Origin of the sequence: Azospirillum sp. TSH20 (assembly GCF_003115935.1) — a bacterium.
In the GTDB taxonomy this organism is placed as follows: domain Bacteria; phylum Pseudomonadota; class Alphaproteobacteria; order Azospirillales; family Azospirillaceae; genus Azospirillum.
On sequence record NZ_LGQU01000173.1, the window covers coordinates 1 to 26464 of the forward strand.

At 67.8% G+C, this 26464-nt stretch carries 16 protein-coding genes; all 16 read left to right on the forward strand.

Going from position 1 to position 26464, the window contains the following annotated elements:
* Nucleotides 1-504 precede the first annotated feature (504 nt).
* The 16 genes from TSH20_RS32880 to TSH20_RS32945 all read left to right on the forward strand — a co-directional run bounded on the left by TSH20_RS32880 (nucleotide 505) and on the right by TSH20_RS32945 (nucleotide 26408).
* Complete coding sequence (locus TSH20_RS32880; protein ID WP_109157527.1) at nucleotides 505-780, forward strand: hypothetical protein; 276 nt, start codon at nucleotides 505-507, stop codon at nucleotides 778-780.
* Between the two features lie 380 nt (nucleotides 781-1160).
* Nucleotides 1161-7121, forward strand: a complete 5961-nt coding sequence (locus TSH20_RS36000; RefSeq protein ID WP_247871669.1) for a hypothetical protein — start codon at nucleotides 1161-1163, stop codon at nucleotides 7119-7121.
* 197 nt (nucleotides 7122-7318) lie between these two features.
* Nucleotides 7319-8680: a TolC family protein gene (locus tag TSH20_RS32890; protein WP_247871670.1), complete on the forward strand. Its 1362-nt coding sequence runs from the start codon at nucleotides 7319-7321 to the stop codon at nucleotides 8678-8680.
* The gene (locus TSH20_RS32895; RefSeq protein WP_109157528.1) at nucleotides 8677-10359 is read left to right on the forward strand and encodes an ATP-binding cassette domain-containing protein; all 1683 of its coding nucleotides are present in this window, start codon (nucleotides 8677-8679) and stop codon (nucleotides 10357-10359) included. Before TSH20_RS32890 ends, TSH20_RS32895 begins: the two co-directional genes overlap by 4 nt.
* Nucleotides 10356-11726, forward strand: a complete 1371-nt coding sequence (locus TSH20_RS32900) for an HlyD family type I secretion periplasmic adaptor subunit (protein ID WP_109157529.1) — start codon at nucleotides 10356-10358, stop codon at nucleotides 11724-11726. The genes TSH20_RS32895 and TSH20_RS32900 overlap by 4 nt, the downstream gene beginning before the upstream one ends.
* A gap of 46 nt (nucleotides 11727-11772) precedes the next feature.
* Nucleotides 11773-14856 (forward strand): ABC transporter substrate-binding protein, encoded by a 3084-nt coding sequence (locus TSH20_RS32905; RefSeq protein WP_109157530.1) that lies wholly within the window; start codon nucleotides 11773-11775, stop codon nucleotides 14854-14856.
* Nucleotides 14857-14870: 14 nt separating this feature from the next.
* Nucleotides 14871-15278, forward strand: a complete 408-nt coding sequence (locus TSH20_RS32910; RefSeq protein ID WP_109157531.1) for a hypothetical protein — start codon at nucleotides 14871-14873, stop codon at nucleotides 15276-15278.
* Between the two features lie 2 nt (nucleotides 15279-15280).
* Nucleotides 15281-15763, forward strand: coding sequence for a hypothetical protein (locus tag TSH20_RS35165; protein WP_158282105.1), 483 nt, complete (start codon nucleotides 15281-15283; stop codon nucleotides 15761-15763).
* Nucleotides 15760-16527 carry a DotU family type IV/VI secretion system protein gene (locus TSH20_RS32915; RefSeq protein WP_158282106.1) on the forward strand — a complete coding sequence of 256 codons (768 nt, stop codon included), beginning with the start codon at nucleotides 15760-15762 and terminating at the stop codon, nucleotides 16525-16527. Before TSH20_RS35165 ends, TSH20_RS32915 begins: the two co-directional genes overlap by 4 nt.
* The gene (locus TSH20_RS32920; protein WP_247871671.1) at nucleotides 16515-19772 is read left to right on the forward strand and encodes a type VI secretion protein IcmF/TssM N-terminal domain-containing protein; all 3258 of its coding nucleotides are present in this window, start codon (nucleotides 16515-16517) and stop codon (nucleotides 19770-19772) included. Before TSH20_RS32915 ends, TSH20_RS32920 begins: the two co-directional genes overlap by 13 nt.
* 391 nt (nucleotides 19773-20163) lie before the next feature.
* A complete protein-coding gene (locus tag TSH20_RS32925; protein ID WP_109157533.1) occupies nucleotides 20164-20664 on the forward strand; it encodes a DUF697 domain-containing protein in 501 nt (166 codons plus the stop codon).
* Between the two features lie 42 nt (nucleotides 20665-20706).
* Nucleotides 20707-20877, forward strand: coding sequence for a hypothetical protein (locus TSH20_RS35405; RefSeq protein ID WP_169054901.1), 171 nt, complete (start codon nucleotides 20707-20709; stop codon nucleotides 20875-20877).
* A complete protein-coding gene (locus TSH20_RS32930; protein WP_247874555.1) occupies nucleotides 20874-21653 on the forward strand; it encodes a transporter substrate-binding domain-containing protein in 780 nt (259 codons plus the stop codon). The genes TSH20_RS35405 and TSH20_RS32930 overlap by 4 nt, the downstream gene beginning before the upstream one ends.
* Nucleotides 21654-21660: 7 nt before the next feature.
* Nucleotides 21661-23412: an ATP-binding cassette domain-containing protein gene (locus TSH20_RS32935; protein ID WP_109157535.1), complete on the forward strand. Its 1752-nt coding sequence runs from the start codon at nucleotides 21661-21663 to the stop codon at nucleotides 23410-23412.
* 1 nt (nucleotide 23413) lies between these two features.
* Nucleotides 23414-24727 carry a prohibitin family protein gene (locus tag TSH20_RS32940; RefSeq protein WP_109157536.1) on the forward strand — a complete coding sequence of 438 codons (1314 nt, stop codon included), beginning with the start codon at nucleotides 23414-23416 and terminating at the stop codon, nucleotides 24725-24727.
* 7 nt (nucleotides 24728-24734) lie between these two features.
* A complete protein-coding gene (locus TSH20_RS32945; RefSeq protein ID WP_109157537.1) occupies nucleotides 24735-26408 on the forward strand; it encodes an ATP-binding cassette domain-containing protein in 1674 nt (557 codons plus the stop codon).
* Nucleotides 26409-26464 lie beyond the last annotated feature (56 nt).

The following is a 26464-nucleotide window of genomic DNA, read 5'->3' on the forward strand; positions in this document are numbered from 1 at the left end:
CGCTTGGCTGCTCGCGAACAAACGCCTGGATCGACGGCAGGATAGGCTCGGACGGATCGTCCTCTCCTTGCTCACTGCCGCCGCCATCTTCATCATCGCAAACCGCCTCAGTGCATTCTGAAGACCGCCCCTAAGAGGCGATCAGCGACCGTCCGCTCGGCACCTCCTGGGACGACATAAGCGGGGCCGCCAGCGGGCCTCTGGTCGACTTCCTCCAGCTCTGCCTGGAGGCGCTGGGCTACACGCCGACCAAGAATGCCTTGCACAACCGGGACGACTACCAGCTGCCGTTGCACCTCCTTCCGCCATCCTTTGCCACCGATCTGGAGGCATGGATGCGGCGGCTGTCCGGCGCCGATCCGCTGGACGACCTGGGTCCGGCCTGCCCGTTGCGCCCCAGCTCGCCGAAGACCGCCCGCGGCCATGTGCTGCGTTTCGCCGCCTCCGTCGTACGTGCCGGCGAGGAGCCCCAAGACGATCGAGGACGGGCCGTATCACGAGTCGATGAAGGAGCGCCTGACCAGCCTGGAAGCGGGCAAAGCCCAGTTGCTCCCCGCAGCGGAGGAGTCCGACGCCGATCTGCCGGCGGTACTGCTGCCCCTCTACCGCCGCAAGGTGGAAGCGCTGAAGGCGGCCCTCGCTGGCGGCGAGGACAGCGCCAAGGCGATGGAAATGGTGCGGATCATGATCGAGCGCGTTGCCCTGTTGCCCTCCCCTGCCGGGGCGGGGTTGGACGCCGACCTGCATGGCGAACTGGCCGGCATCCTGGCTGTCTGCTAGGGCGCTGCTCAGATGCGCAAGGCTCAGACGCACGAACGCCCCGGACATTTCGAACAGGGCCGTCAGTGTCGGTGGTTGCGGGGGCACGCAACCACCGAGAATTGAGTTCGTCAGTTATCAGAATCTGAGCTTCGGGAAATATGAGGCAGAGGAATGTAGCGACATACTGGCTTGTCTTGCTTCGGCACTACTCCAAGCTTAGCCCTCAGGCAGTGAATATCGAATTTCTCCGAACCAAAGAGCCTATTCAGGGTAGGGATTTGTCGCGGAAGGGCTGACAATCCCACCCGCATATTTAACAGCGTTCAGATTTTCTTCAGAAAATCGCGGTCTCATTGCCAGTTGCTACTAGCAACTTCTGCCCCGGCGAAAGGGCCGTGATGACAGACCCTCAGAAGGCCGACGCACCGTCCGCTCCGCTCATGACCATCCCTGAGGCGCTCGCTTCGGAAGCGGCAGAGGTGCTTCTGATCGGAAATCGGCAAGCGCTGCTTGCGGTGCAGGAGAAGATGGCGGAAGCCTTGAGCAGCCAAGGCTTCCCTGGAAACGCCGCAGGCACGCTCGCGGAAGGCTGGATGCATGACTTCGCCGATGGACTCGGCGCCCACGCCACGCCGGATGCCGCCATCCTCCAGGCGAACCGGATCGCTGCGGGTGCCGCCGCGCGCATGACTCAGGCGATGCAGGATGCGGCATCCCTGACCGGCGAGCAGCGGATGGCAACGGCATTGGCCCAAGGACAGGGAGTGGACGCGCAATCACTGTCCGTCCCGGGCTCGGCAGCCGACCTGTCCGCCGCCCTGTTCAACGGCGTAATGGACCCGCTCGCCCGGCCGGCGGGGGCGGCGGACCCGGTTGCCGCGCTGGCACAGTCCCTGAGCGCGCCGACGGCCCATACGCCTCCTTCAGCGCCTCCGGTTTCTCCGGTGGACCAACTGACCGCCGCGCTGGCCTCGGGCGCGGGCGTGCAGGAGGCCGTCAAGGCATTGGGAAGCAATCAGAACAGCCACTTCGCCGATACGCTCGAACGGGCACTGTCCAGGGGTGCCGAGTCCGACGCAGCGGTCACCGCAGCCCAGGAACTGAGCGCCAGCAGCGAGGTTTTGGCCCACTCCGCCTCGGTTGCCCAGTCCTACGGAAGCCATTTGCTCGCCACGCTCGCGTCCGGAGGCGCGGAGGCGCGCAATGCCCTGGGCGGCCCGGCCTTTGCCAGCGTCCTGAATGATGCGCTGGCCCAGGGTGGGGCGCCCGATGCGGCGCTTGGTGCATCGGTCAGGGCACAATCGGACATGACGGCCAGCCAACATGCCGCCGTCGTACCGGCGAAGCCGACCGACGCGCTGGTGGCGTCGCTTGCGTCCGGCCGCGACGTGGCGGAAACCATAAAAACCTTCGCCATGGCCGCCGGTATCGACGCGAAGGCATCCGGCGGGTTCGGTCAGGCTTTGGAAGGCGCACTATCCGCGGGCCATGAACCGGCCGGGGCACTGGGCGCGGCACGGCAGGACGTCGTCGCCCTGTCCGCCCTGTCCGCCGAGACGATGAAGGGCGTCAAGGCCGACCCGCTCGTCGCGGCGCTCGCCAGCGGGCACAATGTCCAGCAAGCCGTCCAGGCTCTTGGCGGAAGCGGAGCCACATTCAGCGCGGCACTGGGACAGGCCCTGGCGGAAGGGCGGACCGCCGGGCAGGCGCTGGCGGCGGCCCGTCAGGCTGCCGAAACCGTCCAGCAGAACGCCCACGCCAGCGAAGTCCCGGTGTCGCCGCAGGACAAGGCGATGGCCGACCTCGCCAACCCGGACAAGGCCGCCGCTGGCGAAAAGCCCGGCGACGGCAAGAAGACGGCGGAGAACAGCGCGCAGCACAGCGATAGCGCTGACGGCAAGGCTGCCGGGCAGGTGGCGGACGCCGAGGCCAAGGACGGCAAGCAGGACGCTAAAGCGGAAAAGGACGGCACGGCCGACAAGGATGACGGCAAGGGCGATGCCAAGGAGAACGCAGGCGACAAACAAGCGGCCGATGCCTCCGCGGATGGAATGCCCGCCGCGCCGGACTCCTCCTCTGCCCCGGCGGCAAAGCAGGCGACGATGAGCGAGGCCGCGCTCAAGACAATCAGCTTCGATCAGGCCGGCGTAACGGACAAGGCAACCGCGAGCGACACGTCCACCCACGCCACCACATCCGCGGATGTACGGCCGGCGGTCTCATCTCCGTCGGTGACCAAGGCGCTGACCACCACCGACGCCTTCGCCGTCGCCGCGCAAAGCCAGCAGCGGGCGGTCCAGGCGGCGGTCCAGGCCCTCGAGAACGCGTCATCCGGCACAACCGGCACCAGTTCGCCCAGCAACACCCCGACGCTTCCCTCCACCCCCAGCCTTCCGGCCGAACATCATAATGCCGCGCCTACCCTGTCATCGTCCTTCGACGCGGCGGCTCTGGCCAAGGCGCTGGCGGTGACCGAGGGAACGACCGCTCCCGCCGGATTCACCGTCTTCCATCTGATCGAATCGATGTTCCGTCCTGGGGAGACCGGCGGCAGCGTGGTCGGCGTCGCCATCGTCGGCAACAGCGGTTCGGCGCTCGGCATCTGGCAGTACAGCGTCGACGGCAGCAACTGGCTGGTTGTGGGCTCGGTTGCCGAAACGGCGGCCCTCGTGCTGCCGGGCAATGCACTTCTCCGCTTCCTGCCCACGGCAGGTGCCTCAGGACAAGCTCCCGCCCTAGATCTTCGGGCGGTGGGAGATGAATGGACCAGTGGCTTCAGCGGCGCCGAACATCGCTTGTTTATGATTGCCGGTACGGGAGGCACGACGCCCCTGTCGTCGGAGGTCGCGCAGCTTTCCCTTGAGATCACCCCCGTCAACGGCGCCCCGGTGGCGACAGGCGTACAGGCGGTCTTGGATGCCATGGCGGAGGACGGCACCAACCCGGCCGGCGCCAGCGTTCTTTCGCTGTTCGGCAAGCTGTTTTCCGATCCGAGCGATGCTGTCTTTGGAGCGGCCGGCGACGGCTTCGCCGGTGTCGCCGTGGTCGCCAATCCCGGCAACGCCGCCCAGGGCGAGTGGCAGTATTGGGACGGTGGCAAATGGGTCGCGGTCGGCACGGCGTCGGACGGCAATGCGCTGCTGCTGTCCACCGACACGATGCTGCGCTTCCTCCCCGTCGCCGACTGGAACGGCCAGCCACCGAGCCTGATGGTGCGTCTGGTCGATGATTCCCAGGGTGCCATCGTCAGCGGTGGCCGCGTCGACCTGAAAAGCCTCGGCGTCGGCGGAACGACGCCCTACAGCGTGTCCGCCATCCTGCTCGACAGCCATGTGACCGCCGTCAATGACGCCCCGGTCGCCACCGGCACGACAGCGACGTTGGCCCATATTGCGGAAGATACAGCCAATCCCGCCGGCACGACCGTCTCCGCCCTGTTCGGCAGCCTGTTCTCCGACCGGACGGACGCGGTGGCCGGCGGATCGACTGCGAACGGCTTCGCCGGCGTGCTGGTGATCGGCAACGCCGCGACAGCGTCCGAAGGATCCTGGCAATACTGGACCGGCGACGCCTGGACCAACATCGGAGTGGCGAGCGACGGCAATGGGCTGTTGCTGGCGGCCGGCACCGCTCTGCGCTTCCTGCCCGCCGCCGACTGGAACGGTACGATGCCGGCTCTGACCGTAAGGATGGTGGACGATTCGCTGGGCAGCTTCGCCAGCGGCGGGCGTGTCACCGAGACCACAGGCGGAGGGACCAGCCGCTTCAGTGCCGGCACCATCACGCTGGCCGGCACCGTCGATGCCGTCAACGATGCTCCCGTCGCGACCGGCACCGCAGCAACCCTGCCGGACATCGTGGAGGACACCGCCGATCCAGCCGGAGCGACCGTCACCAGCCTGTTCGGTGGCCTCTTCTCCGACGTGGCCGACGCCGTGGCCGGGGGCTCGTCGGCCAACGGCTTTGCCGGGATCGCCATCGTCGGCAATGCGGCGACCGCCGCACAGGGCGTCTGGCAATATTGGACCGGCGCCGCCTGGGCGGCCGTGGGTGCGGTGTCCGATGGATCGGCATTGGTCGTCGCCGCCGCCGACCGCCTGCGCTTCGTGCCGGCGGCCGACTGGAACGGCACCACCCCGGCGCTGATTGTGCGACTGATCGAGGAGGGCGGCGGCACGCCTGCGACCGGAAGCCATGCCGACCTGACGCAGGGCGTTGGCGGCAGCACGGTCTACAGTGCCGAAACCATCGCGCTGACCGGCAGCGTCACGCCAGTCAACGACGCGCCGGAGGTCACCGCCGGTACGACCTCGCTGTCGACGGTGAAGGGCATTGCCGTCGCGGTTACCGGGCTGTCGGTGTCGGACATCGACGCCGGTTCGACACCGATGCTGGTCACCCTGTCCGCCGGACACGGGACGCTGACCCTAGCGAACGATGGGCTAGATGCCGTCATCACCGGAAACGGGACGGACACCGTCACCGTCCGGGCGACGCTCGCCACCATCAACAGCCTGCTGGGCGCCACCAACGGGCTCCTCTATACCGCAACCTCCTACATCGGCGCCGACAGCATTCATATGCTGGTGGACGACCAGGGCGGCGGCGGAGCGGGCGGGCCGCTGACCGCCGGCGCATCCGTTGCCGTCACGGTGGTGCCGCCCAACGCCTCTCCGGTTCTGATCGACACCGACCTCTCCCTCTCCGTCGCGGCGGAGGCGCTTGCGCCGCCCACCGCAGGCACCGCGGGGTTTACCGTCTCGAAGCTGGTCGGCCTGAACGGCGCCGGCCCGGTCAACGTCACCGACAGCGATGCGGGGTCCGTGACCGGCATCGCCCTGGTCGGCACCAATGAGAGCTATGGGCACTGGTGGTTCTCGACCGACGGCGGCACGACCTGGATCCTGGTCGGCACGGTCAACGACAGCGACTCCGCCCTGCTGCTGCGCCCGACCGACCAGTTGTATTTCCAGCCCAACGCGTCGGTACCCGCCACCGTCAGCGGTGCTTTGACCATTCATGCCTGGGACCAGACCAGCGGAACCGCAGGCACCAAGGTCGTGATGGACACCAGCGCCGGCAGCGCCTTCTCCACCGCCACCGACAGCGTGACTCTGCACCCCGGCGTGCTGATCCCGAACGGCTCCTTCGACAATGGGTTGAGCGGCTGGACCTACACCGGCGGCACCAGCGTCGGCTCGACCGGGGACGGTCATGAGGGCACCATCACCTCCGCGAGCGGCCAGACGCCGACCCAGTTGGAGGACTTTCTCGGCCTGACGCACGGCTCGATCGCCGCCGCGACCGGAACCGTGCCGTCCTATGGCCACGCCATGAAACTCGGCACGGCCGTGACGGTGACGCAGGACACGAAGCTGACCTTCGACTGGTCCTTCACCTTCTCGGATCCCGGCTATCACGATTTCGCCTTCGTCAGCGTCAACGGCGTGGTGACGCTGCTGGCGAAGGAGGCGAGCGCCAGCGGCAGTTTCAGCGTGGTGGTTTCGGCCAACAGTACCCTGTCGCTTGGCTTCGGCACCTCGGATACGAGCGACAACAGCGTCAACCCGATCCTGCGCGTCGACAACATAAAGCTCACCACCGTCGCCAGCGATCCCATCGTGCTGGACATGACCGGACAGGGGCTGTCCCTGCGTCCGCTGTCCGACGGCACGCATTTCGATGTGACCGGCGACGGCGTCGCCGACAGCACCGGCTGGGTCGGGGCCGGCAACGCCCTGCTTGTACAGGACAGCAACGGCAACGGCCGCATCGACGACGCGCACGAACTGGTATCGGAGCAGTTCGGCAGCGGCTTCAACAGCAGCCTTGAGGCGCTGGCGTCCCTCGACCGCAACCATGACGGTCGCATTGACGCCACCGACGAGGCCTTCGCCACGCTGAAGGTCTGGCAGGACGGCAACGGCGACGGAATAAGTCAGGTCAGTGAACTGCGGAGCCTCTCCGAAGTGGGCATCCGCTCCATCGCCACCACCTCGACGCCAAGCGACGCGATCGTCGCCGGCAATCGGATCCTGGGCACCACCAGCATGACGATGGCCGACGGCAGCACGCACATGGTGGCCGGTGTCGCGTTTGACGTGAAGGCCGCCTCCGCGGCACAGGTCCAGATCCAGCCGGCGGCGATCACCCCGGCCGCTGCCGCCGTCAATGTGGTGCCGGGGACCAACTTCACCGGTCTTCTGGCATCCGGCCTCGGCCTGCCCACCGACGCGGAAGTTGTGCCTCAACCCGATATTTCTCACGCGCTTGCATGGAGTCCGGAGTTGCACGCCCCTGATCAACATCATTCGCAAACCAGCGATGCGTCAAACGTGCACCACATAAACGGATCCTAATAGATCCGTCAGATTTAGAGGATTTATTAAGCAATTGAACACTGTTTTGTCTTAATTTCTAAGGAGCGCGGTCGGCTATATTCGCCAGCGCAATAAACCCAAAGCTTCAGCCGACAGCGTTTCTCAGGACCCTCATGCGCAAATTCTTCTTTTACACCACGGCCTGGCTTACGCTTCTTGGTGGAGCACCACAGCCCTTGATTGCATCACCGCGCGAAGATGTGATCTCGCTGATTTCCAAGGCGACGGAAACGCATGACCGACTGAGAGGGGCAGAGGCGGCGGCAGACTCCGCCCGCAACGGACTGCGGATCAGCCATGGCGGCTGGTATCCGACTCTCAGCCTGTCGGCCAACGGCGGACGCGAAACCACCGAAAAGCCGGCGGGCCTTCCCAACACCGACATGAACGCCGGCCAGCTTTCGATGCGCGCGACCCAGCTGATCTGGGACTTCGACGCGACCAATGCCGACATCCGGCGGGCGCAGGTCTCGGTCGTTCGCGCCGACATCGCGGTGGAGCGCACCCGCCAGGAACTGCTGGTGGAAGGCCTGTCCGCCTACGCCAACCTCGTCCGCGCCCACCGACTGCTCACCTTCGCCCGGCAGTCGGAAGACAACATCCGCCGCCAGACCGGCCTTGAGGAAGTCCGCCTTCAGGAGGGCTACGGCTTCTCCACCGACGTCCTGCAGGCCAAGAGCCAGCTCGCCGGCGCCGAGGCCCGCCGCGTCGCGGCCGAAGAGGCGATGCAGACCGCGCTGAGCCGCTTCCAGGCCTATTTCGGCCATGTGTCCTTCCGGCTGGACGGCGCCGAGGTTCTGGCGATGACCAAGGCCTCCCTGCCCCCGTCGATGGACGCGGCGGTGGAGGAGGCGCGCCGCCACAATCCGCGTCTGCAGGAGCTGGCCCTGACCACCGCCGCGGCCGAGGAGGCAGTGACTTCGGTGCGCGGCCGCAGCCTCTATCCCCGGGTGGAAGGCTATGTCGAGCGCAACATCAAGCGCGACGTCGCCGGCCAGTCCGGACGGCAGAACGAACTGCTGTTCAAGCTGCAGGTCACCTTTTCGCTGAACACCGGCCTGACCGCGATCAACAGCGTCCGCCTCGCCGAGGCCGACCTGCGCGCCGCCGACGCCACCTGGGCCGATCAGGAGCGCACGGTGCTGGAAACCGTCCGCAACAGCTGGAACCGGCTGGCAAGCGCCCGGTCGCAGGTGAAGCTGCTGAATGATCAGGCGAGCCTCGCCGCCGGTTTCCTCGACGTGGCGCGGGCGGAGCGTGAACTGGGGTCCCGTTCGCTCATCGACATCCTGTCGGGCGAAACGACGCTGATCAATGCCCGCAGCGACGCCGCCGCCGCCGAGACGGAACTGGCTCTCGCCGGCTACCGCCTGCTGGCCGCCATGGGCCGGCTCAGCGCCGCCGACATCCAGACTAAGCCGATGCCCAAATTGGCGGCAATGGGACGCGGCCTGTTCGACGACCCCGGCAAGCAGGAACAGGCACCTCCCGCCAACCGGGATTCGAAGCGCAAGCGTGGGAAGGGAGACCAGCAATGACCGGCGGCGCCATCGGCTTGCTGCTTCTGAGGCTTCGCGCAAATCTGCGGCTGACGACCCGCGTCTTCGCCGCCTCGTTCGCGGCGAACCTGCTCGGCCTCGCCTCCTCCTTCTACACCATGCTGGTGCTGAACCGGTATGTGACGCACGGCGTCGATTCCACCCTCGTGGCGCTGACCGTCGGCGTCGTGCTGTCCATCGCGTTCGAACATTTGTTCCGCCATGTCCGGCTGGGCATCGCCGGCCGCATCGGCCGCGCCGAGCATGAGCGGCTGGCGACCGGCGCCTTCGGCATCCTGCTGACCGCACGGAGCGGAGCCGGTTCGGCGGAAGGCGACGCCGCCCGGCGCGAGGCGATGCGGGCGCCCGAACAGATCGACGCGGCACTGGGTTCCGCCAATCTGGCGACCCTGTTCGACCTGCCCTTCGCAGTGGGCTTCATCGTCGTGGTGGCGCTGGTCTCCTGGCCGCTGGCGGCGATCTGCGTTCTCTTCACCCTGCTGTCGATCGCCGCCGGCCTTCTGGCCCAGGCCGACATGCGGGCGGTCGGCCGCGATATGGCGCAGGCCGGCGCCGACGCGCAGGGCCTCGTCACCTCCGCCATTGTCGGCCGCGACGCGGTGGCGCTGTTCGGCGGTGCGAAGCCGCTGCTGGGCGAGTGGCAGCGCGCGGCGAAGGCGCTGCGGACGATGCGCGAGCGGATGTCGATGCGCCAGGGTCGCGCCCAATCCATGGCGCAGAGCCTCCAGGCGCTCCAGGGTGTGGCGGTCATCGCCACGGGTGCCGTGCTGGTGGTGCGTGGCGAACTGGATGTCGGCTCGCTGATCGGCGTCAACCTGCTGGTCGGCCGGGCGCTGGCTCCCTTCACCCGGCTGGCGCAGATCGGCGAATCGCTGGCGATGGCCCGCCAAGCGCAGAGCCGTCTGGAGCAGTTCGCCCGCACGGCGGTGGAGCCACCGACCGGCACCAGCCTGCCCCGCTATGACGGGACGCTGGAACTGCGCGACCTGACATACACCCCGGCCGGCGCCGTCACCCCGCTGCTGCGCCGTCTGTCCCTGTCGGTGCCCGCCGGCAACATCCTGGTGCTGAAGGGCCGGAACGGGTCGGGCAAGTCGACGCTGATCCGCATGATCGCCGGGCTGGCCGATCCGCAGGAGGGGGCCGTGCTGGCCGACGGCGTCGACATCCGCAAATTCGCCCCGCTCTGGTGGCGTCAGCAGATCGGCTATCTGCCGCAGGAACCCGTCTTCCTCAACCGGACCATTCGAGAGAACCTGCTGCTGGCCAATCCGCGTTTGTCGGAGACGGAGTTGCAGGCCGTTCTTCACCGTGCCGGCGCCGACCGCGCTGTGGCCGACTGCGCCCAGGGGTTGGACACGCCGCTGCGCAACTTCGGCCAGGAACTGCCGGTCGGGCATCGGCGCCGGCTGGCGCTCGCCCGCGCGCTCGCGGTCGGTGGACGGCTGGTGCTGCTGGACGAGCCGACCGACGGGCTGGATGCCGAAGGTACCGCCGTCGTCTACCGCACGCTGATCGAGCTGGCGCGCGCCGGCCACACCGTGGTCATCGCCTCGCACGATCCGCGCATCCTCCAGGGCGCCTCGCTGGTGCTCGACCTCGACCGGCCGCAGGACACGGCGATGACCTCCGACACGGCCGCAATGGTGGCATCATGAAGCCGCTTCCCCTGCTGACCCGCAAGACGGCCGCCGGCCCTACCCTTCCTCTGGGGGGCACAACGGCACCGGCGCTGCCCTTCACCACCGCCACGGCGCCTGAGACCGAGGGCCGCTTCGGTGACGGGTTGTTCGCCGTCGGCATCGCCGCCTTCCTGGCCGCGGTGGGCTGGGCGTCGGTCGCCGAGCTGAATGTCTCCAGCAGCGCCCCCGGCGACGTGGTGCCGCTGGCCTACAACCAATCGGTCCAGCATTTCGAAGGCGGTATCGTCCGCGACATCCTGGTGCAGGAAGGCGATTCGGTGAAGGCCGGGCAGGTTCTGGTTGAATTGGACCAGACCAAGACACGCGCAGACCTTGAGGAGCTGCGCCTGCGCCTCGGCTCGCTTTCCGCCGACATCGCCCGGCTGGAGGCCGAGGTCGCACGCCGCGACAGCATCGACTTCCCCGACAAGTTGAGTCGCGAGCGGTCGGATCTGGTGGCGCAGACCCGCGACCTGTTCCGCGCCCGGCGCGACCGGCTGGCTTCCGACCTCGACATCCAGCGCCAGGACATCGTCCAGCGCGAACAGCAGATGGCCGCCGTCCGCGCCCGCATCTCCGGCTCCCAGGTGGCGCAGGGACTGATCCGCGAACAGCTGTCGATCAGCGAAAGCCTGCTGAAACGCGAGATCACCAATCGCATGAAGCATCTGGAGCTGCTGCGCGACGACGCCCGCATTACCGGTTCCATCGCCGAGGACCGCGCGACGCTGGCCCAGGCTGAGGCCGCCCTGGCCGAGGCGCGCAGCAAGCTGGTGTGGATCGGCCGCAAGTACGAGGAAGAGGGCCGCAACGCGCTCGACGAGGCTCGGCGCAACCACAGCGAACTGTCGCAGCGGCTGACCCGTTACCAGGACAGCCTGGATCGCTCCAGCATGCGCGCGCCAATGGACGGCATCGTCAAGACGCTGGCGGTCTCCACCAAGGGCGCCGTTGTCAAGGCCGGCGAAACCGTGGTGGAACTGGTGCCGCGCGACGGCAATCTGGTGGTGGACGCCCACCTGCCGGTGCAGGACATCGGCTATGTCCGCGCCGACCAGCCGGTGGTGGTGACGCTCGCCGGCAGCGACGCATCGCGCTTCGGCCATATCGAGGGCCGCGTTCGCACGATCAGCCCCGATACCCTGCTCGACGCCAACAAGCAGTCGTACTACAAGGTCCGCGTCGAGCTGCCGGTGACCCGCTTCGACTATGGCGGCAAGACCTACGAGCTGTTCCCCGGTGTGCGGGTGACCTGCAGCATCCTGACCGGGCGCCGCACCATCCTCGACTATGTCTTCTCGCCGGTTCTCAACGGTCTCCAGCACGCGATGCAGGAGCGGTGACGATGGTCCGCGCGGCCCAATTTTCTCCTCTCCCGAGGTTCACCCGATGCTGAGTTCGCTGCAGCCCCGTTCCCGGCCGCCGCTGCGCTGGTCGCACATGACCAAGAAGGCGCGCTTCGCCCTGATCCTGACGGCGGCGATGCTGGTCACCGTGCTGGTGTCGCTGGTGGTGCGCGCCGGCTTCCTCGGCGAGCGCGGCGGCGAGCCGCTGACGCTCGCCGTTGTCGGACCGTTGAGCGGACCGGACGCCACACTGGGGCTTTCGCTGCGCAAGGGTGCGGCTCTGCGTGCTGATACCATCAACGCGGCAGGCGGCATCGGCGGTCGGCCGGTTGAGGTCAGGCCCTTCGACGACGAGGGCGATAAAGGAAAATCGCTGGAGATCGCCCGGCGCATCGCCAAAGATCCCGGCATCGTCGCGGTGATCGGCCACACTCCGGAGGCTACCGACAGCGCCACCGCCATCTATGCCCAGAAGAAGATCCCGCTGATCGCCCCGCGCCCGCTGGTCCGCCCGGCGGATGCAGCACCCAGCCCATGGCTGTTCAGCATCGCCTTCGACCGCACGCATGAGACCCGCTTCCTCGCCAACTATGTCCGCAACGTGGTGGGCGAACCGATGGTCGCCATCATCCGCGAAGACAGCGAGCAGGCGGCCTCCCTGGCCGGTCAGTTCGACACCATCCTCCAGCGCTTCGGCACCAAGCTGGTCAACCAGTGGACCTACGCCCCCGGACGCGGCGGAGCCGGCGCCCTGCCGGCGCTCGCCCAGGCGGTGAAGGAGAAGATGCCGACCGGCGCCATCGTCGTTATCGGGTCGGCGGTGGACAGCGCCCGCGTGGTGGTCGCGCTGCGCGACACCGGCGTGCGCAACCTGATCGCCGGCGGCTCCGAAATGGCGACGGCCGCCTTCCGCACCGAAATCGTCACCCAGACACAGGCCAATCCCAAGGCGCTGACGCCGGAGGCCTACGGCCATGGCCTGGTGGTCGCGTCGCCCGTGCTGTTCGACACGGCGAACGAGCGGGCGCAGCGCTTCTACGGCCAGTATGTCAAACGCTTCAACGCGGTGCCCGACTGGGCGGCGGCGCTGGGGGCCGACGGCGTCGACCTGATCGCCGGCGCCATCGCAGCTTTCCCCGCCGGCACCGGCAAGCCGGACGGCGACGCGTTGCGCCTCGCCATCGCCGGCCACGACCGGACCGAAAACGCCTTCCAGGCCAATGCCGGCGCCTGGACCTTCGATACGCGCGGGCAGGCGACGCTGCCGGTGATGATAGCGACCTACAACGGCCTGAACCCGGTGGCGGCGCTGACCCAATTGCAGCCGATCCGGGAGGCCGGCGTCTCCAACTTCCTGGAGGAGGTGCAGCGGGGGCGGGCGCTCTACGTCAACGACCGCTTCATGTACAAGACGGACGTCATCTACACCGGCGTTCAACTGCACGAGATCCGCGACCTCAACCCCGATACCAACGAAGCGACGCTGAACCTGACCATCTGGTTCCGCTACCGCGGCGCCTTCAATCCGGCCGACGTCGTCTTCACCAACGCTGTCAAGCCGGTGGAACTCGGCAAGCCCTACCGCGAGGAGCGCGGCGAGGTCACCACCTATGTCGCCTACCGGATCGAGGGGCGCTTTGCACTCGACTTCGCCGACCAGCGCCCGCCCTACGGCAGCCATTCGGTCGGCGTCAGCTTCCGCCACCGGACGCAGAACCGCAACACCGTGATGTTCGTCACCGACGTGCTCGGCATGTCGCTGGTGAACACCAACGATTTCGTGGAGAAGCTGAAGGCGATGGCGGCGGCGGAAACCGCCTCGGCCGCCGATCTCAGCCTCGCCGACCGCTTCCGCCGGGCGCTGGAGGGCGAAAGCGAAAGCTCCACTCTGCTCGACCAGCTGCGCGCCCGCCGCGTGCTGGCCCCCTCGCCCGGCTGGCGTCTGGCGCGCGCCTGGATTTCCCAGGACGTCACCAGCGTGAGCAGCGAGGGCGACCCCAACTATGTCGGCTTCGGCCGGCCCCAGCCCGACTTCTCCCGCGTCGATTTCGGCGTGGTGGCGACGCCGGACGCCCCGGCGGCGCGCGACTTCATCCATCGCGACTTCTTCGTCTACATCGCCATCTTCAGCGCCGTTCTGGCGGTCTTCGCCGCCTTCATGGACCGGCGCGACCGCGGCCAGTTCTGGAAGATCCAGACCCTGTTCATGCGCATCCTGTCCTGGCCGCTTCTGCTGATGTCGGCCGGCAACATCGCGCTGGACCAGGCGGTGGCGACGCTTCCGGCCAGCGGCATCGCCATGGTGGTGAACGGCATCAACGTGCTGTGGTGGATCGTGCCGGCGATCCTGGTCGACCGGACGCTGGAACGCTTCGTCTGGACCCCGCTGGAGATCCGCACCCAGCGCCGGGTCCCGGCGATCGTCCGCCGCTTCTCCACCCTCATCGTCTTCGGCTTCGCCGGCTGCGGCATCATCGCCTTCGTGCTGAAGCAGCCGATCACCAGCCTACTGGCCGCATCGGGCCTCGTCGGCATGGTGGTCGGCCTCGCCATCCAGGCGAACATCGCCAACGTCTTTTCCGGCATCGTCCTCAATATCGAACGGCCGTTCCAGATCGGCGACAGCATCCAGATCACCGACATCGTCCGCGGCGTCGTGGTGGACATGACTTGGCGGACGGTGCGGGTGCGCAACGTCGCCGGCTTCATCGTCGCCATGCCCAACGCCAAGGTGTCGGAGGCCACCGTCGTCAATTTCAGCGCGGTCGAACGCGTATCGATGAAGCTGGAATATTTCGCCGATGCGCGCCACGATCCCGGACGGATGGGCGGCCTGCTGACCGGTGCGCTGCGCGCCGCCGATCGGGTGATGCCCAGCGCGACCGGCGGCCTGCCCTTCGTCCGCTATGACGGCTTCCGCGCCGTCAACGGCCAGTGGCTGTGCAAGTACAACCTGTTCTTCTGGGTCAAGGACCATGACGCCAGCTTCGCCGTGCCGGAACTGGTCTGGCGGTCCGTCTACCACACGCTGGCCGACGCGGGCATCGACCCGACCCCGCCCGACCTGATGGAGACGGGTGCTGCAATCGGCACCGTTACCGGCACCGTCACGACCATACCGGCATGAGCAGGACCATTCCGATGACACGCCCCTTCCCCTGCCGCCGGCTCGCCGCGGCGACACTGCTGCCGGTCCTGCTTGCCGGGGCGGGCTGTGCCCCGCTGGGCGGCGAAAGATCCGCCGCGATCCTGGAGCGCGTGGCCGACGGCGACTATGACGTCGGCATCCGTTATCCGTCCAAGCGCACCCGCTACGTGATGATCGTCGAGGACGATGAGGAGTCCTTCGCCATTGCCAACCGGCCGGCGACAGGCAGGGATACAGCCGACTCCGTGGCGATTCCGGCAGGAGAACCGGCCGTACCCCAGCGGAACGACCGGGTGCTTGCCCCCTGCGCCGGATCGGCCGGCAACTGGTATCGTCACACGCCGGCCGGCTATGTCTGCGCCGGCCAACCGGGAGCCGCGTCCGTGGCGCCGGGCGGCTGACCATGAAGCGTCTGGCTCTGACGATCGCCCTGCTGCTTGCCGCTTGCGCCGCGGACAGATCCGCCCGTCCGGACGCGAATAGCGGCGCGAGCGGCACTTCCGCCCCCATTCTTCGCATTGTGGCCGATGCCGACGCCAACGACCGCCATCCGGTGGCCGTCGACGTGGTCCGGGTAGCCGACGGCGCTCTGGCGCGCCGGCTCGGTTCGCTCGACGCCGCCACATGGTTTCGTGACCGCGCGGTCCTGAACGGAGAGGCCGCCGGACAGATCGCCATTGCATCGTGGGAGATGGTGCCCGGCCAGAGCGTGATCCTGCACAGCCTGCCGCCCTTCGCCGCCACCCCGATCGCAACCATCGTCTTCGCCCGCTACGGCACGCCGGGCACCCACCGCCAGTCGCTGGATGGCGCGGGCGCCCTGGACATCCGGCTGGGTCGCAACGGCTTCACCGTGGCTACGCTGCCGAAGGACACAACACCGTGACCGTCCGGCCTGCCCCCTCGCCTGCCCGTTTGCCCGGCGAAGCTCCGGCCGCGCCGGTTCTCCCCCTGGAAGCGACGCGCGGAACCGGTCCGGGTGTTCTGACCCTGTTCCGCGCCTTCCACACCGATCTGCTGGCCGGGTGCGCTCAGGAGCAGGCCCCCGCCGGATCGGTGGCCGAACGGCTGGTCGCGACGCTCCATGGCATGAGCAGCGCGGCGACCGCCCAGGGACCTGTGGCCCATGGCATGGTGGTGAAGGCGGCCTTCGCGATGGCGATGCTGGCCGACCAGGCCTTGTCCCAGGTGAAGCCGGCCGATGCCGTCGTCGCCGGCCGGCTGTTCGGCGCGAACGCCACGGTGCAGACCCTGTTCGTCCAGGCCGACGACCTGATCCGCCAGGGCGCCAAGGCCGACCGCGGGCTTGCCACCGTCTATCTCGCAACTCTGGCCCTGGGATTTCCCGACGATGCGCAGGCGGCGGCGCGGCGCTCCCCGCTGCACCGTATCGTCACTGGCAGGGAGGGTGGAACCGAGCCGATCCGGGCCGGCCTTGCCAGCCCGCGCGCCTATGATCCGCCGGCGGGTGCGGTGCTCGGCAGCTTCCTTCCCTCGGCACGGCGCTGGTGGATGGCGGCCGGCGGCGTGGCGGCGCTGTTCCTGCTGGTTTCGCATCTGCTGTGGTCCACCGCGGTGAACGATCTACAGCGTGACCTGCGCGGCGCCCGGTCCGCGGTCGAGGATATGGGGCTGTCATGGTCCTACTGATCCTGACGCTGGAGTTCCTGCTCTCCACCATCGGCTCGGCCATCGGCTGGGTCCTGTCCTTCGTCTTCGCCTTTCTGCCCTACGCGCTGGCGGCGCTGCCGCTCTACATCCTCTACCGGGCGGCCCGGACGGTCTGGCCCACGCTGCGCGCCCGGCTGCGCCGCGGCCGCAAGCCCGCCGCCAAGGCCCCGGTCCGCAACAAGACGATGGCGCGCAAGGCCATGGCATCCTCGCCCCTGCATGTGAGGGCGGAGGCGCCGCCTCCGTCGAAAGGCGCCGCCGACAAGCCTCCGCTGGCCCGCATCTACGGCGAAGGGCTGGACATCCTGACCCGGCAGATGCGCGTCCCCCTGCGGCGCGGCGACATTCCCTGGTTCCTCGCCTTCGGCGTCGGCGGTCCGGCGTTGCTCGCCACCGACCCCACCCATGTCAGCTGGCCGGAGGATGGCGGTGGCGGGGACGGCTGCTGGTGGTTCTGCGAAGGGGCGGCGATCCTGCATGCCGGTGCCGACTCCGCCGACGGCTCAAAACTCGACGCCTCCTGGCCGCCGCTGGTCGCGGCGATGGGCAAGCGGCCGATGCGCCGCCCGCTGGACGGCATCCTGCTGATGGTCGGCGCCGACGAGCTGTGCGCCGCCGCCGAACGCGAGGCGCCGCGCAAGGCCCTGGCCAAGCGGGCAGAGGCCCTGCGCGCCCGTTTGCGGGCGATCCGCGACAACCTCGGCATGGTCTGCCCGGTGCATGTGGTCGTAGTGCGGGCAGAGGCCCTCGAGGGCTTCGCCGACCTCTGCGCCGCGGTTCCCGCCGCCATGCTGGACGGCACGCTGGGGTGGACCGGCCAGCAGGACTGGCTGCAGCCTTTCGACCCCGCCCGGGTGGGCGAGGCGTTCGACGCCATCCGGTCGGACCTGGCACTGCTGGAGGCGGACGCCCTTGACGCCGGAACCGCCGGGGTCCGCCTGCCACTGCTGGGTTCGTCGCTGGAAACGCTGCGGCACCCGCTGGCGCTGTTCCTCAATGGTGCGTTGGGAGGAGATGAGGCCGCCGAACCCTTCCCGCTGCGCGGGATCGCCCTGACCGGCGTCTGCGCCACCGCGACCGGCGGGCGCCGCCCGGCCTTCGCCCGCGACCTGCTGCCCGGCCGCGCCTTCGCCGAGCCCGGCTATGGCCGTCCGTCCGAGGCCGCCTTCCTGAAGGGCCACCGCCGACGCGGGATCGCGCAGGCAACGCTGGCCGCCTCCGCCGCGGTGCTGTCGCTCGCGGCGTGGCACGGCTTCGCCACCGTCTCGGCCGGCAGCCCCGCCGTCGCGGACTCGGTCACCGACCTGCGGCGGGCGCTGCTGTCGCACGACGCGGTCGCCGACGCCCCGATGGTGACCCGCGTGATCGCCGCCACCGCCGCGATGGAGCGCGACCGGCTCGCCACGCCGCTGCTGCCGACCTCCCTGTTCAGCAGCGTCGACGAGGACAAGCGGCGGCTCGCTTCGGTCACCCTGCGCCGCGCGGTGCTGCGGCCGATCCGCGACGCGCTGCTGCCCAGTTCCGCCCTGACCGACCTGCCTCCCGTCACCAATCCCCGCAGCGTCGAGGAATTGCCGGCCTTCCGCCGGCTGGCCGCACAGTTGGACCGCATCGGCGGCCGGCGCGACGCACTGGAGCGTTACGACCGCTTCCGCCGGAACAGCGGGTTCGACGAGCTGATCGCGCTGGCGGAAAGCGTCTATGGTGCCGTCCCCCGCCCGCCGGTGACGGCGACCGACGGCTTCATCACGCGCATCGCCGCCGGTGCCGACCTTCCCAACCTGGATGCCAGGACCATCGCGGTCGCCTTGCGGGCGGAGTCGGTACAACTCGCCACCCCGCTCGCCGACGAACTCTATACCCGCAATCCCTTGCGCCTCCGCGCGCAGGCGCTGGCCCGGCGTCTGCGGGATCTTCCCGAGGCGCCGACCGAAGAGGATGTCGCAGAAGTCCGCCGATTGGTCGATGCCGTCGCCGAGGCCGCCGCCTGGCCGATCGCCGCCGCGTTGCAGGACCCCGCGCGCGGCCTGCCCGATGCCGTCAAGCTGGCGCTCCAGAAGGCGGCGATCGCCGACCTGCCCGGCCGCGACACCACCGACCGCATCACGGAAGCGCTGTCGACCGCCGCCACGTCGGCCCGTGCCGCCATCCTGGCGCTCGACGCCGTGCCGGTCGGCCGCCTGCTCGTAAGCGGGGAGGGAGGAGCACTGGCCTTGACCCCTGCCGTCGCCGCACTGCCGGCACAAATGGCCGCCGCCTTGGCCAGCAAGGCTCCGGACGAACCGGCGCCGGCCAAGCCCACCGTTCCCGAAAGCAAGTCCGTTGAGGCCGTTTCGGCTGCACCGGCTGTCGAGACGCGATCCGCGCCGAAGGCGCAGGCAGCGGTTTCCCCCATGCCCGAACAACCAGTTGCCACCGATCCAGCGCCTGCGTCGTACACAGCCCCGCCACCTGCCCGGCTGCCGCCATTGCCGATCACGTCCGCCGGGGTTTCTGCCCCGGAGCCGGGCGCGGCAGTGATGACGCTCGATGCAATCTTCGCCCAATCGCTGGCCGGCCGCTTCCCCTTCGTCCGCTCCGACCTCGCCCGCGGCGCGCCCGATGCCGATCCTAAGGAGGTCCGCCGCTTCTTCGAACAGCTTGATGAGAACCGGCCCGCAATCACGAGGTCGGCGACGCCCGAACTCGTCGCTTTCCTGGAGAAGATGGAAGCGGCGCGGCCGCTGCTCGACACGGTCGCGCGCAATGTGCCCGTGAGGGTCCGTTTCACTTACGGCACAAACCGGGCCCAAGAGCTTGGGGCGGAGCATATCATCGATTGGTCCGTCCGTTCCGAATCCGGTGCGGTCGGCGCCTCCACCGGATCCGAGCAGTTGGTCTGGAAGATCGGTCAGCCGCTGCAGATCAGCTTCCGCTGGGCCTCCGGTTCGCCCTACCGGCCGAAAAGCGCCATGGCGAGCGAGGCCGAGGCCGCTGCGGGCGACACGTTGACCCTGGTGGAACGCGGCCCTTGGGCGCTGCTCCGCCTGCTGAGAAGCCGGTCGGCTCCCTCCTCAGCTACCGGTGACGGCGTCTTGCTGCGCATCGCTTTGCCGACCCAGACCATCGGCGGCGAACCGGCACGCGACACAATCCTGTTCATGACCGCGTCGATTGCCGCCGGATCGCGCGCGTCTCTGTCGGCCAAAACGCTCGACCTGCCGTTCCGTTTCCCTTCCAGGTAGCACAATGCAGTGACCACAAGAAAAACTAATGATATTTTTCGTCACAAGCCGCAACAAGGCGATCCAATATCCTATAAAAAACCTCATCGACCCTAATTGAGACTTAATACGATTTTAATCAATAAAAACGTATCAGTAAGTTAGCTCAAGCCACTATGGCAGGCTTAAAGATCCTGCCAGAAAAGATCTAATCACGATTTGCTAATTTCTTCGCTGCCCCTGAGCAGCATACGCCATTTGTTTGTCAATCGCTGCGTCTGCAATTGACGATAGGCTGCTGCTTTCCCTCAGGAAGCTCGGCTCGGCGATGCGAGATGCATGGAAACGTGTGTTTCGCATCGGAATATCCACCACCGATCAACACTTCCCGACCCGAGAAAGGCTTCGGATCATGGTAGACCGTAAGAAGCGTGCCCAGGACCTGATCAAGTATCACAGCTACGCCTCGGGCGCCTTCGGGCTGATCCCCGTTCCGGGCGCCGACGTCGCCGCCGTTAGCGCGGCGCAGCTGAACCTCGTCCACAAGCTCGCCAAGCTCTACGAAGTCGAGTTCGCGCAGGAGCGGACCCGCGCCATCGTCGGCGCCCTGCTGGGCGGCGTCATGCCGGGGGCTCTCAGCTCCAGCGTCCTGGGCTCCGCCGTCAAGGCGGTCCCCTTCATCGGCACCGCGCTCGGCGTGGCGGTGATGCCGGCGCTGTCGCTGGCGGCGACCCGGGCTCTGGGCCAGGTGTTTGCCCAGCATTTCGAAACCGGCGGCACGCTGCTCGACTTCGATATCGATGCGATGCGCGAGTATTTCCGCAAGGAGTTCGAGGCCGCCAAGGGTCAGGCCGCCGACGCCCCGGCCGCCGCACCGCAGATGGACGAGCAGCCGATCCAGAAGGCCGGTTAAGGCCTGAACGACCGAACGCCGGGTAAAGAGGGAAGCATCGCCGTGTTCGAGCTGATCTATATCGGTCTCTGCCTGCTGGTCGGGTTCCTGGGGATCGGCCGCCGCGGCGGCTTCCTGCTTTATGCCTTTCTGGCGGTGGTTCTAACGCCGCCCGGCGCCCTCCTCGTCATGATCCTGCTGACCTCCCGTCGCAAGAAGCAGGCGAAGGCGTGACCGCAGTCATGACCCTCACCCATCCCACAGCACGGCCACGCCGGCCGCTGTTTCCGGCATTGCTGCTGAGCCTGCTGGCCCTACTTGCCATGTCCTTCCCGGCGAACGCGGAATATTGGACCGTGGCGTCGGAAGACCATTTCCCGCCCTATAATTACTCCTTCAATGGCAATCGCACCGGCATTGACACCGAGATCGTCAACGCGTTGCTGAAGGAGTTGGGCGTCACCCCGGTCCACCGCCCGCTGTCCTGGTCAGAGGTGGTGCAGTCGATGGACGAGAACACCGCCGACATCGGCTTCCAGTTCATCGCGTCACCCGCCCGCTTCGCGCAATACAACATGATTGGGCCGTTCCGCACCGGCACCACGGTGTTCATGGTGCGCAAGGAATCGACGATCACCTTTGACCGACTGGAGGATCTCACCCCCTACCGGATCGGCGTGGTCGACGGCTTCTCCTACGCGCCCGATTTCGACGCCGCGACTTATCTGGACAAGCTTGCCTCCAGCAGCAACGTGGTCAACTTCCGCCGCCTCATCCTGGGCCGGGTCGATGTCATCATCGGCGACCTGCATGTGCTGAACTACATGGCCAAGCAGGACGGCCGGCTGAAGGACGTGCGCGTGCTGCCGAAGCCCGCCGGCCTGATCCCCCGCTACATCGCGCTTCCGAAGGCGCGCAAGGAAAAGGCGGATCGACTGCAGGCCGCCTTCGTCAAGTTGCGCGACAACGGCACCATCGCCCGCATCCTCGACAACTGGCTGGCGGAGTGACCGGTCTATGGGCAAGCGCACTCCTCCCCCCAGCCGGCCGCCGTCCTATCTGCTACCGCTGATCGGCCTTGCCGACCGCAGTATTCTGACCCGGCTGGTCCTGACCGGCTGCATCGCCGCCACCGCGAACCTCATCAGCCTGATCAGTCTCAGCGCGGAGCTGAACGGCTGGATGCATGGCGAGGTGCTGGACACCCCCTTCCTGGTCTTCTGCCTGTCGCTGCTGGTCGCCTATGCCTTCGGCAAGCGCTTCGTCTCCCTGACGCTGACCACCGCCTTCAGCGCGCTGGCCGACGTGCGGCGGCGGTTCCTGCGCCACGTCACGCTAGGCGGCCACGCCGACATCTTGGATTTGCAGGCCAAGCGGTCCTTCGACCTGGGCAATCACCATCTGGAGCGCATCGCGGCCCTGCTGCCCAACCTGTCGATCGCCGCCAACATGATGCTGGTAGCCGCGGTCGCCTATCTCTACCTTTGGACGCTGTCCACCGTGGGCGCTACGCTACTGCTGGTTGCGGCCGTGCTGGTCGGCGGCTGGTACGTGCGCGAGGCGCAGCGGACCCGCGGCCTGCTGGGCGCCGCCAAGGAGTCCGAGCTTCGGATGCTCCAGGGCTTCTCCGAACTGGTCGGCGGCAATGCCGAGGTCAAGCTGGGCAAGGCGCGCCGCGACGAGCTGTCCCAGGCGGTGGAGGTCGACGTCGCCCGCTGGGAAGAACTTAAGCGCCGCCACGGCCGCAACCTGGGCGAACTGTTTTCCTGGATCGCGACGATCATCATCGGCTTCTCGGCGGTCTTCGTCTTCGTCTTCCCGCGCATGGGCGCGATGTCGGCGTCCGAGTTGCCGCTGGTCACCTCGGTCATCCTGTTCCTGGCCCGCCCGCTGTCGAAGTTCCTCAACGCCGTGCCCGACTATGTGGCGGCCGAGGATGCGGCGGCACAGCTGACGGCACTGCTCGCCACCATGCCGGCGATGGAATACGAGCCGTCGCGCACCGCCCGCGCCCCACGCCGTTTTTCCAGCATCGAACTGCGCGGCGTCAGCTTCGCCTACCGCGCCGGGCTGCGGCCGGAACCCTTCGTGATCGGTCCGGTCGACCTGACCATCCCGGCCGGCAGCGTGGTCGGCATCGTCGGCTCCAACGGATCCGGCAAGTCCACCCTGCTTCGCATCATCCCCCTGCTGTTTCGTCCTGACGAAGGGCAGGTGCTGCTCGACGGGCAGCCGGTGGAGACCGACCGGCTGGAAAGTTACCGCGACCTGTTCTGCGCCGTGTTCCAGGACCACCACCTGTTCACCCGGCTGCCGCAGGGCCCCGGCTTCGACGCCGAGCTGTTCCGCGAGATGCTGGCCTATCTGAAGATCGACCATCTGGTTCCGGATACCGGCGACGGCATGCTGAACCGCGACCTGTCGAAGGGGCAGCGCCGGCGCGTCGCCCTGGCGGTCGCGGTGGCGGAAGGACGGCCGGTCGTCATCCTCGACGAATGGACCTCCGACCAGGACGCCGAGTTCCGCATCCGCTTCACCAACGAGATCATCGGTAAGCTGCGGTCGCTCGGCCGCACCGTAATCTTCGTGTCGCACGACGGCGACGTGTCGTCGGTCTGCGACGTCACCATTCGAATGACCAACGGCCGCATGACCTGCGGCGAAATAAACAACGGGCGAATGGACATGCCGGCCGCAACGGCCGTGTCCCGCCCCGCCATGGGCCCCGCCGTCGGCCCGGCCATGGCTTGCTTGCAGGAGACCGCGTGATATGGCTGACCAGGCCTTCACCATCGACGACGCCGATGCGCTGCCGAAGCCGAAGTCGCACCTGCGCGCGCTGCTGGCCCACTGGTACGACGAACACCGCCGGTCCCTCCTGTGCACACTGCTGGTCGGGATCCTGATCTTCCTCTATTTCGCCCCGTCCATCGTCGTCTTCATTCCGGCCGGCCATGGCGGCGTGCTGTGGAAGCGCTTCCACCAGGGCACCCAGATGGCGCCGGCGCTCCCCGAAGGCGTTCACGTCATCTTCCCGTGGGACAAGATCGAGATCTACGACCTTCGCCTGCAGGAGGACACGCGCTCCTACTCGGCCATCGCCAACGACGGCCTGAACGTCAGCATCGAGATCACGGTGCGCTACCGCCCCTATGCGGAGATGCTGGCCGCCCTGCACAAGAATGTCGGCCCGCGTTACCTGGAAGTGCTGCTGGTGCCTGAAGTCGGATCGGTCTCGCGCGAGATCGTGTCGCGCTTCAAGGCGGACGAGCTGTATGCCCATCGCCGCCTGCGGGTGCAGACCGAAACCTACGAGCAGGTCGCCGACCGCGTGATGTATGCCCAGTTGATCGGTGCGGAGAATGTGCCGAAGCCGGACGGGCGGACCAAGACCGGCTATCTGCTGATCCAGGACATCCTGATCCGCAACGTCTCCCTGCCCGAAGCGATCATGGCGTCGATCGAACGCAAGATTCAGCAGGACCAGGCGGCGCAGGAATACCAATTCCGCCTGCAGCGCGAGCTGTTCGAAAGCCAGCGCAAGCAGTTGGAAGGCCAGGGCATCCGCGCCTTCCAGGAGACCGTGCAGGCCAACCTGACGGAAAACTACCTGCGCTGGCGCGGCATCGAGGCGACGCTGGAGTTGGCCCACTCGCCCAACGCCAAGATCGTCGTGATCGGCAACGCCGCCAGCGGCGGGCTTCCGCTGATCCTTGACGCCGCCTCCGGCCAGAACGGCACGCCGGCACCCGGCACTCCCGCCGCCATGCCGGGCGCACCGCCCGCGTCGCCGAACGCCAAGCTGACCTCGGTACCCACCAGCACCGCCGTGCCGCCGGTTTCGCAGCTGCCGTCGCTGAGCGGTGAGGGGACGCCGGGCCAGACCCCGGTCGCCCAGATGCCCAGCCTGAACACCGGCGGCGAGTCCGCTCCCACAGCCGCGTATCCGGCGGCGCCCACCCCCGCCATCAAGCCCGAACCGGCGAAGGAGGGGGCCAAGGACGGCTCGAAGACCGCGGCATCGGCGCCAATCCTGTCGAAGGTGTCGCCGTCCAAGCTGCTCGACATGATCCAGTCGAAGTGAGGCGGCGATGGATCTCTGGCGCATTCTGAGACGCGAGGCGTTGCGCAACATGCAGCCACTGCTGCTCCTGGCGGTGCTGGCGGCGGCGCTCAACCTCGCCCTGTTGACCTCGCTGAACGACGCGCTGCTGGCGCTTGACGATCCGGAAGGCTTGCAGCGGCTGCTGATCGTCTTCCTGCTGTCGGCCTTCCTGTGGCGGATTGCCCAGGGCTGGATGATGAACGCGGCGTCCAAGCGCATGCAGGCTGCCCTTGCCCTCTTGCGCGTCGATCTGCTGCGCCGCGCGGTGGCCGCCGATCTGCCGGACGCGATGGCCGTCGGCCCCTCCCGCCTCGCCCAGGTGGCGGGAGCGGAACTGCAAATGTTGACCCAGGCGGTTCCGACCCTGGTCATCAGCTTCCAGTCGGTTGCCGCCATCCTGCTGTGCTTGCTGTACCTCGCCACCCTGTCGGGTGCGGCGGTGCTGATCGTGCTCTGCTTCCTGGTTGTCGGCGGCATCCTGATCGGCCGCTCCGTCATCCGGCTGGAACTGATGTCGGAGACGATCCACGAGGCCGAAAGCGCCCTGTCGGAACGGTCGGAGCACATCCTGCAGTCCCTGCGGGAATGCAAGCTGAACCGCCGCCGTGCCGCCAACGCGCTGGCCGACGCAACATCCTGCGCCGAAACCCTGCGCAAGGAACGCCATCGCTTCGGTGCGGAGTACAGCCATTACTTCACCATCAGCGAACTGACCTATTACGCGGCATTGGCCGGGATCATCTTCCTGCTGCCGGCAGTGACCAACACCGACATCGCCACCGTCATCCTGGCCGGTCATGCCGCCGCCTTCATCGCCTATCCGGTCATCACCATCGTCGCCTCCTACCCGTCCTATATCGCCGCCGAGACCGCCGCCCGCTCCTACCTCGCGGTTGAGGCGGAGCTGAAGGCGGCGCCCCAGGCGGTGGCTCCAGGCCGCGGCAGCGGATCGGAGGACGGCTTCTCCACCATCGCGCTGGAGGGCGCCACCTTCCGCCATGCCGGCCGCGACGGCGCGGGGTCCTTCACCGTCGGCCCGGTGGATATGACGGTCGAGCGCGGCAGCGTCGTCTTCATCACCGGCCATAACGGCGCCGGCAAGAGCACGCTGATCCACATGCTGCTGGGGCTCTATCCGATCCAGCGCGGCAGCCTATCGGTCGACGGCGTGACGGTCGGGCCGGACGGACTTGCCGCCCACCGCGACCGCTTCGCGGTGGTCTTCTCCGACAGCCATGTGACCCGCCAGCTCTACGGGGCGGCGACGCTCGACGACGGCTACGCCGAGGAGCTTCTCGACCTGCTCGAGATGTCGGACAAGGTCGCCATCGACGGCCGCGCCTTCACCACCGTCGATCTGTCGCAGGGCCAGAAGAAGCGCCTCGCCCTGATTGCCGCCCTGCTGGAGCGCAAGCCGGTGCTGGTGCTGGACGAATGGGCGGCCGACCAGTCGCCTTATTTCCGGCGCAAGTTCTACCGCGAGATCATTCCTTGGCTGAAGGCGCGCGGCATCACCGTGATCGCGGTTACCCACGACGACGCCTATTTCGACGCGGCCGACGTCCAGCTTCAAGTCGACCGCGGCGGCATCCGCCAGCTCATCACCACGGTTCCCCCAGGCGGCATTCCTGCCCCCGATCTCCTCCCCACCTCTTCCTGAGACGGGTTCCCTTCCTCCCTTCGTTCTCCCCCTGCCCCCATCCCTTCAGACGCGAG

Bases quoted from the DNA above. Each gene is read 5' to 3' on its own strand.
- TSH20_RS32935 (WP_109157535.1), top strand. From the start codon at position 21,661: ATGGGCAAGCGCACTCCTCCCCCCAGCCGGCCGCCGTCCTATCTGCTA.
- TSH20_RS32910 (WP_109157531.1), top strand. From the start codon at position 14,871: ATGACACGCCCCTTCCCCTGCCGCCGGCTCGCCGCGGCGACACTGCTG.
- TSH20_RS32880 (WP_109157527.1), top strand. From the start codon at position 505: ATGAAGGAGCGCCTGACCAGCCTGGAAGCGGGCAAAGCCCAGTTGCTC.
- TSH20_RS32905 (WP_109157530.1), top strand. From the start codon at position 11,773: ATGCTGAGTTCGCTGCAGCCCCGTTCCCGGCCGCCGCTGCGCTGGTCG.
- TSH20_RS36000 (WP_247871669.1), top strand. From the start codon at position 1,161: ATGACAGACCCTCAGAAGGCCGACGCACCGTCCGCTCCGCTCATGACC.
- TSH20_RS32895 (WP_109157528.1), top strand. From the start codon at position 8,677: ATGACCGGCGGCGCCATCGGCTTGCTGCTTCTGAGGCTTCGCGCAAAT.
- TSH20_RS32925 (WP_109157533.1), top strand. From the start codon at position 20,164: ATGGTAGACCGTAAGAAGCGTGCCCAGGACCTGATCAAGTATCACAGC.
- TSH20_RS32900 (WP_109157529.1), top strand. From the start codon at position 10,356: ATGAAGCCGCTTCCCCTGCTGACCCGCAAGACGGCCGCCGGCCCTACC.
- TSH20_RS35165 (WP_158282105.1), top strand. From the start codon at position 15,281: ATGAAGCGTCTGGCTCTGACGATCGCCCTGCTGCTTGCCGCTTGCGCC.
- TSH20_RS32920 (WP_247871671.1), top strand. From the start codon at position 16,515: ATGGTCCTACTGATCCTGACGCTGGAGTTCCTGCTCTCCACCATCGGC.
- TSH20_RS32940 (WP_109157536.1), top strand. From the start codon at position 23,414: ATGGCTGACCAGGCCTTCACCATCGACGACGCCGATGCGCTGCCGAAG.
- TSH20_RS32945 (WP_109157537.1), top strand. From the start codon at position 24,735: ATGGATCTCTGGCGCATTCTGAGACGCGAGGCGTTGCGCAACATGCAG.